Origin of the sequence: Marinobacter sp. (genome assembly GCF_035268745.1) — a bacterium.
In the GTDB taxonomy this organism is placed as follows: Bacteria; Pseudomonadota; Gammaproteobacteria; order Pseudomonadales; family Oleiphilaceae; genus Marinobacter.
This window is the reverse complement of record NZ_DATFKH010000237.1, coordinates 1-6,503: the sequence shown is the minus strand read 5'-3', so window position 1 is coordinate 6,503 and position 6,503 is coordinate 1. Positions and strand designations below refer to the sequence as shown.

The 6,503-nt window shown below is 55.2% G+C and carries 5 protein-coding genes and 1 pseudogene; all 6 read left to right on the top strand.

The features are described from left to right. The coding region (locus VJ956_RS15030) for a secretin N-terminal domain-containing protein (RefSeq protein WP_324085852.1) at positions 1–1,354 on the top strand (1,354 nt) is incomplete at its 5' end. 55 nt (positions 1,355–1,409) lie between these two features. Then, the gene (locus tag VJ956_RS15025; protein WP_324085851.1) at positions 1,410–1,811 is read left to right on the top strand and encodes a hypothetical protein; all 402 of its coding nucleotides are present in this window, start codon (positions 1,410–1,412) and stop codon (positions 1,809–1,811) included. A 148-nt stretch (positions 1,812–1,959) separates the two neighbouring features. Beyond that, complete coding sequence (locus VJ956_RS15020; RefSeq protein ID WP_324085850.1) at positions 1,960–3,906, top strand: hypothetical protein; 1,947 nt, start codon at positions 1,960–1,962, stop codon at positions 3,904–3,906. 164 nt (positions 3,907–4,070) lie between these two features. After that, positions 4,071–5,132 carry a hypothetical protein gene (locus VJ956_RS15015; RefSeq protein ID WP_324085849.1) on the top strand — a complete coding sequence of 354 codons (1,062 nt, stop codon included), beginning with the start codon at positions 4,071–4,073 and terminating at the stop codon, positions 5,130–5,132. 125 nt (positions 5,133–5,257) lie between these two features. Continuing rightward, a complete protein-coding gene (locus VJ956_RS15010; RefSeq protein WP_324085848.1) occupies positions 5,258–6,214 on the top strand; it encodes a peptidylprolyl isomerase in 957 nt (318 codons plus the stop codon). 40 nt (positions 6,215–6,254) lie between these two features. Then, positions 6,255–6,503 (top strand): annotated as a pseudogene (locus VJ956_RS15005) (hypothetical protein); the annotation flags it as partial.

The window sequence follows — 6,503 nt, the reverse complement described above, 5'->3', positions numbered from 1 at the left end:
TGAAGAATCCCCGCTGGCCGGCATGTTTCGCATCATGCCGCTGGAACGGTTGAACTCGATCATCGTGATCACGCCCAACGAGCATTACCTGGATCGGATCGAGAACTGGATCGAGCGTCTCGACCGCTCCAGCCCCGAAGCTGGAAGCCGGCTTTACGTCTATAGGGTCAAGAACCTTGATGCCGAAGTGCTGGCGGGTTACCTGGCCAACGTGTTCGGCGGCGAGGGCGGCGGCGGCGCTCGTTCGACGGCGCGTCAGAGTCGCGGCTCGCTGGCGCCGGGGCTGGAAACCGCACAGGCCAGTTCGGTCAGCGAATTCCAGAACCAGACCAGCCCGCAGGCGCGCGACCGGGCGTCTTCTTCTGGCTCCGGGGCGGGCGGGGGAGGCACCGTGACGCTGGGTGAAGACGGCGACGTGCGGATCACGGCCGTGCTGGAAACCAATTCGCTTCTCATCCAGGCCTCCCCCAGTGACTACGACGCCATCCTCAACGCCATTGAGCGGCTCGACGAGGAGCCGCTGCAGGTGCTGATCGAGGCTCAGGTGCTTATCGTCGCGTTGACCGACGAACTTCAGTACGGCGTGTCCTGGTTCCTGGCCAATTCGCTGCCTGACGAGGAAGGGTTTCCGGGTCTGCCCGCCGATAGTGGCTTCGTGGGATCCCCGGAGGCTAACAATTTCAGGTTCGGTGCCGGTACCGGCTTCCTGGGCGCGATAGCGGATTCGGTCGGCGGCAACTTTGTCAGCGCTGCGATAAATGCCCTGGAATCGGTCTCCGACGTCAGGACCATTTCTGCGCCATCGCTGATGGTTCGCAACAATTCAGATGCACGCATCAATGTCGGAACGCAGGTGCCGATCCAGTCCACCAGCTTCACCGGTGGCACCGATCGTGTATTCGGCTCTACCCAGTTCCTCAATACCGGGGTCATTCTGTCAGTGACGCCGCGCGTCAATCCTGGTGGCCTGGTCTACATGACGGTCAGCCAGGAGGTTTCCTCTCCCGGCGAGAGGGCCACTCCCGACAGCAACCCTGCGATTAACACGCGGTCAATAGAGACCGAAGTGGCGGTCCAGTCCGGCCAGACCATCGTGCTCGGCGGGTTGATCGAGGAGACGACCAACAAGGGTCGGAGCGGCGTGCCGTTCCTGCAGCGCATTCCCGGCCTCGGTGCACTATTCCGCAGCAGCAACGACAGCCTCAACCGCAGCGAAACGCTGGTGCTGATCACTCCGACCGTGGTCGAAAGCACGGCCAAGCTCGAGCGGGTCTCGAAGGAATTCAGCCGCAAGTTCCAGGGCCTGGATCCGCTGCGCGAGGTTGCGCCAGACCCGCAAGGCGTCAACGATTAGTAATGCTTTTAGCAGAAATCTAAGGAATAAAACGACCCAAGGAAATGAAAAATCCATGAAAAACAGTAATTTGCTCATAGCCATCAGTGCCATTACCCTTGTGGCGGCCTGCAGCGACAACCGTCCGCCCGAAGAAATCGTCGCCGAGCGCGCCCAGGCGCGCTGGGATGCCATGGTCGAGCGCGATTTCGAGAAGGTCTGGGAGTTTTTCCCGCCCGGCCTGCGCGAGCAGACATCCCAGGCCGTGTTCGCCGTGGAGTATGCCCGCCGGCCGATTCGCTGGGACAGCGCCCGCGTGACGGCTGTCGATTGCGAGAAACGCCGCTGCGAGATCAGCACCGAAGTCAGCTACACCGTCGCGGGCGGCCCCGCTACGCTGGCTGGCATGCAGAATTCGCGCAGCGTCAAAGGCGTCTGGATAGAAATCGACGGCGAATGGTGGTATTCTGACGATTAGCGGCAGGGAAAGACTAGAAAAATTCCCTTGCGTTCCCGGAAAGCTGAATGTAAACTTAGTCGGGAATGGCTGACGAAAGCTTGAAAATTGGTTGGACATCAGTCATTGCTAATGCAGAGCCCTGTGTAATAAACCTAGGAGTGTTGTAATGAAAAGAAAGACCCTGACAACCGCAATCGTTGCGGGCCTGACAGGGGTCGCCGGGATGGTCAGCGTAGCCAACGCTGTCAATATCAACCCGGACGGCCTCGGCCAGGTTCTTATCTATCCGTACTACACAACGCGTGGTGGTAACGACACGTTGATTTCTGTCGTAAATACCTCTTCACAGGCCAAGGCGGCGAAGGTTCGCTTCCTCGAAGGCCTGAATTCGCGTGAAGTACTCGACTTTAACCTCTACCTCTCGGCGTTTGACGTTTGGACTGCGGCGATCACTGAATCTCCAGAGGGTGATGGTGCGCGCATGTTGACCAACGATTCGTCGTGCACCGTGCCGTATTTCTTCGCCGCTGGCGGTGAGCAGGCGTTCCTGGATTTTGAGTTCACCGGTGAAAACGAAGACGGTGGCACTACTGCACTCGAACGCGTCCGATCTGGCTACGTTGAAATTCTCGATATGGGCACCGTTATTGGTGAACGCCCGGAATTCGCAACGAACAAAGACACTGGCGAGAGCGTTTTTCTTGGCTATAGTGATACCGATGCGCCTGCCAGCGCGATAATTCCTCTTGCCTCGAACCCACGCGTTGATCCTGAAATCGACCTGATAAATGTTCCTTCCAGGCCGATCGTTTCGATTTTCGGCAGCGAGGCGGCTCTTACTCACGAAGATGTGGAAACCGAAGACGGTGAACTGCTGTCGCTACCAGCAAATTGCCAGCAGCTCGTGAATGCCTGGTCTTTCGGAACGGTCAGTCCGTTTGTTACCTACTGGTCGTCATTCGGCGGTAGCCAGGATGTGGTTGATCCGGAAGGTGTTGGCACGCTGTTTGGATCTGCTTCCATAATCAATGTCAACGAGGGCACCTTGCTTTCGTACAATGCAGAGCCGATCGATAATTGGCGTGACGCTTCGGCGCATTCCTCGCCAGGTGCTGTTACTCCTAACATTCTTTCCACCGATCAGCAGACCTCGGCTGTATTCCAGTCTGGATCGCAAAGCGTGAGTCAGGTGAACTGGGGTGCTAACGCGCCGCAAAATGTTATTAATGCGATATTGATGCACGACACGATTCTGAACGAATATGTCGTGAATCCTGGCATTGGTGCGCAGACCGAATGGGTGTTTACATTCCCAACCAAGCGATTCCACGTTGATCGCGATATCTTGGGCTTCATTCCGGAAACCAACGGCAGTGGATTTGTTGTTGATTCCAGCGGTACTCCGTTGTCGGTGACTTCCGAGTGTGCCGCGGTTTCTGGTTTCGCCGAAGGCCAAGGACTGACACCGGGTGATTTGGCTGACCCTGTTTTCGACGCCGAAAGCGCTCTTGCAGAGCCAGCGTGCCTTGCAGTAGTCGCCGACGCTTCGTTCATCCAAACGCCGGTTGCTCCCTTTGGTACAACTTTTGCTGGAACCGCTTGCGAGCCATTCACAACTGAGCAGTATAATCGCGAGGAAGTGACACCCGCAGGTGGCGGTTTCTTCCTTCCGCCGATCGTTTCGCCGCCCCCGCCTTCGCAGGAGACAGAGGAGAGCTTCCCATCGCTCTGCTACGAGGCAAACGTGGTTTCGTTCAGCACCAGCGAAGATGTTGGCACTGAGTCCGAAATCTTCGGCGAACCGCGATTCACCACGTTCCCGTTAGGTCCTCGCTTCGGCGCCGGTTGGGTGGAGTTCGACTTTAGCCAGGGTTCGGTTCCGCGCCTCGGTGGTGACAATCCGCTCGGATTCCCAGCAGATGCTCGTACTATCATCGGGACGGACACTGCAACCGGGCTACCTGTCCAATACGAAGGTCTGCCGGTCGTAGGATTCGGTGCCACGACATTCAGCAATTCGACGCTCTCTGTCGATGGGCAGACTGTGCTGTCTAACTATGGCGGCACCTTCAAGCATCGCGCAACTCGTTCAATCAGTACAGTAGAAGATTGACGTAAAGCGTTAACTAGATCACATATGTGATTCGATTAAAATCTCCGCCGGCCTTCCGGCGGAGTTTTTTTATCCGCAAGATGCCAGGCCGTGTTGCCGTCCGGTCCACTTTTTCTTAACATCTATTACTTAATCGTTTCCCTCAGCAGGAAAAAGGCGCCCTAATGCTTAAATCTTTTCCCTATGGCCCAATAACTTCAGCGATCACAATACTTGCTGTCATTGGTGCCTGTGCGCTGATTGAAACCGTAGCTGCACAGTCAGCCAAAATAATCCTGAACGAGGGAGCGTGTACGATTGACCTCCTGGATGGTTCCGAGGTATCCATCATTACCGACTCTGGCGATCCGAATCTCGGTGACCTAAAGGCGTTTACGCTCAACCCCGATTTTTGCTCAACGATAAGCAGCACCGCCAGCGTAACCGTAAGTCCGCTGAACCCGCCCGCGGAAGTGGAACAGGGTGGCAGATTCTCCGTTAGCTTATCCTCCTTAGGCGCTCGACAATGCAGACGTACGGGATTGGTCGGAACCAACTGGCCAAGTGACTGGATCTCTCCACCACCAAGTGGCGACTTTCCGGTGGATATACCGTCTGACTTTACATCGGGCTCAAAGACGTTTACATTTGAATGTCGGAACGGAGATATTGTTGAATATGCCGACGCCCAAATCACCGTGACCGAGGCTGATCTATTAACCTGTACGGATCTAAACCCTGGCTGGTCGCGAGATAATGCGATTCTTGCAGGAAGTTTGGAAATAACGGAAACTTGGCAGGATGTATTTGGCGATTTAGTCAGCTTTCCAATCGGCAATTGGCAAAATATCGCAGTCGAGAGTAACAAGTTCGGGGCCTTGGCCTTTGACACCAATGGTATCCAGGCCAATGAAGATGGCCGCATAACTTCACAGGAGATACAGGGTTTAGGAATAAAATTCGGCGCGACGTTGGTCTCGATTTCTCCCTGCCAAGGCGATTTCAGAATCGATGTTCTTGGGGCGTGTCTGCAAGAAATTCCCACGATAGGCGGTGCATTTCGTTGGAGTACGGATCCAGCAGACAGTTTGTCCCATTGTATTCTGCCGGATGCGAATCCACTCTATCTGAATATTGCCTATGGCCAAATCTTGACTAATTCAGATGGCAGTCAGCGCGTTTCCTGGCGTTGCACGACTTCACAGACCAGCGTCGAAGAATGCGGGAGCAGGATAGAACCTTTTTAGAATTGCGCAAGCTTGAAGACATGATCGGCTCCGACTGTATCCAACCAATTTACTCGTTGGTAGCTTCCTCGGAAGCTGAGCAATAAAACGACTTAGAAACTCCGCAGACCAAAGGCACTTCTTTAATGAATCAAAACTTCTATAAGGCCTTTCTGGCCTTTTTTTTCGTGATCTCGATCGCCCCGTTCATAAATGCACAATCCCAGATCCTATCCGCCGATTCGGACGAAAAAAAGTCGATTGACTATCAAATACAACTACAAAGCCCGCAACTTGCTGCGCGGGGTGACGTACTACTGACCTTCGCCGAACTTGAAGCGTTTCTTTCTACGATCCCGGAAGAACGCCGCGGCCCATTCCTCGCCGATCCGGAGCGATTTACACAGGCGCTAAGTAACCAGCTAGACGTCAAGCATATGGCAAAAGACGCCATCGACAATGGACTAGATCGTGGAGTCGTGGTCCAAGCGCGACTGCTCAATGCCGTCTGGCGTGAACTCGCCCAGATTTTTCAGGAGGAATATCTCGCTGACGCCGAGCTGAACGACTATTCATCACGCGCGAATGAGCTTTATCTCAGTAACCCGGACCGATATCGTCGGCCTCAGCGTCTTAGCTTTTCGCACGTTCTACTTTCCTCCGAGAAATATTCAGAGCCGCTGGCACGCCAGGCATTGGCCGAGGAGCTGGTGAGTAATCTTCGTGCAGGCGCGGAATTCTCTCGATTGGCCCGTGAGCATTCCGACGATCAATCGGTAGCAGCTAACAACGGCACAATACAAAACATTCCGGCTGATCGCCTGGATCCGGAGTTCCGCGAGCAGGTCGAGAAACTGGATATTGGCCAAATCGATATCGTACAGTCTTCCCACGGTACCCATGTAGTGCGCTTAGATGCCCGAAATGAAGCTGGTATTCCGCCTTTCGATGAGGTGGTTGAAGAGCTTAGTGAACGCGCTCGCCAGCAACACCGTAATCGCATCCTTGAACAATACCAGAAAGGGTTCTACGAGCATGACCTCCGCATGCCCGACGGTGCTACGCGTCGCTTCCTCCAGCAGTATGGTGTAAGTTGGGACTAACAACCCTCCAGTCTAAATTAGGCTGAGGGACTGGGAACACATGCTGTGGCAACTTATTCACCGTGAGATTCGCTCGCGGTTCATCGGGAGTTCAGCCGGCTGGCTGTGGCTGATCGTGAACCCGCTGCTGTTGCTCGGCGTGTACTCCGTGGTCTTCGGCGTCATTTTCAGCGCGCGCGCACCGTCTGGCCTCGAGATGCCTTTCGTCGCCTGGCTGGCCGTCGCGCTCTGGCCCTGGCTGGGGTTTTCCGAAGGCATCATGCGGGCCAGCGAAAGCATGCCCGAACAC

Bases quoted from the DNA above. Each gene is read 5' to 3' on its own strand.
- VJ956_RS15025 (WP_324085851.1), top strand. From the start codon at position 1,410: ATGAAAAACAGTAATTTGCTCATAGCCATCAGTGCCATTACCCTTGTG.
- VJ956_RS15020 (WP_324085850.1), top strand. From the start codon at position 1,960: ATGAAAAGAAAGACCCTGACAACCGCAATCGTTGCGGGCCTGACAGGG.
- VJ956_RS15015 (WP_324085849.1), top strand. From the start codon at position 4,071: ATGCTTAAATCTTTTCCCTATGGCCCAATAACTTCAGCGATCACAATA.
- VJ956_RS15010 (WP_324085848.1), top strand. From the start codon at position 5,258: ATGAATCAAAACTTCTATAAGGCCTTTCTGGCCTTTTTTTTCGTGATC.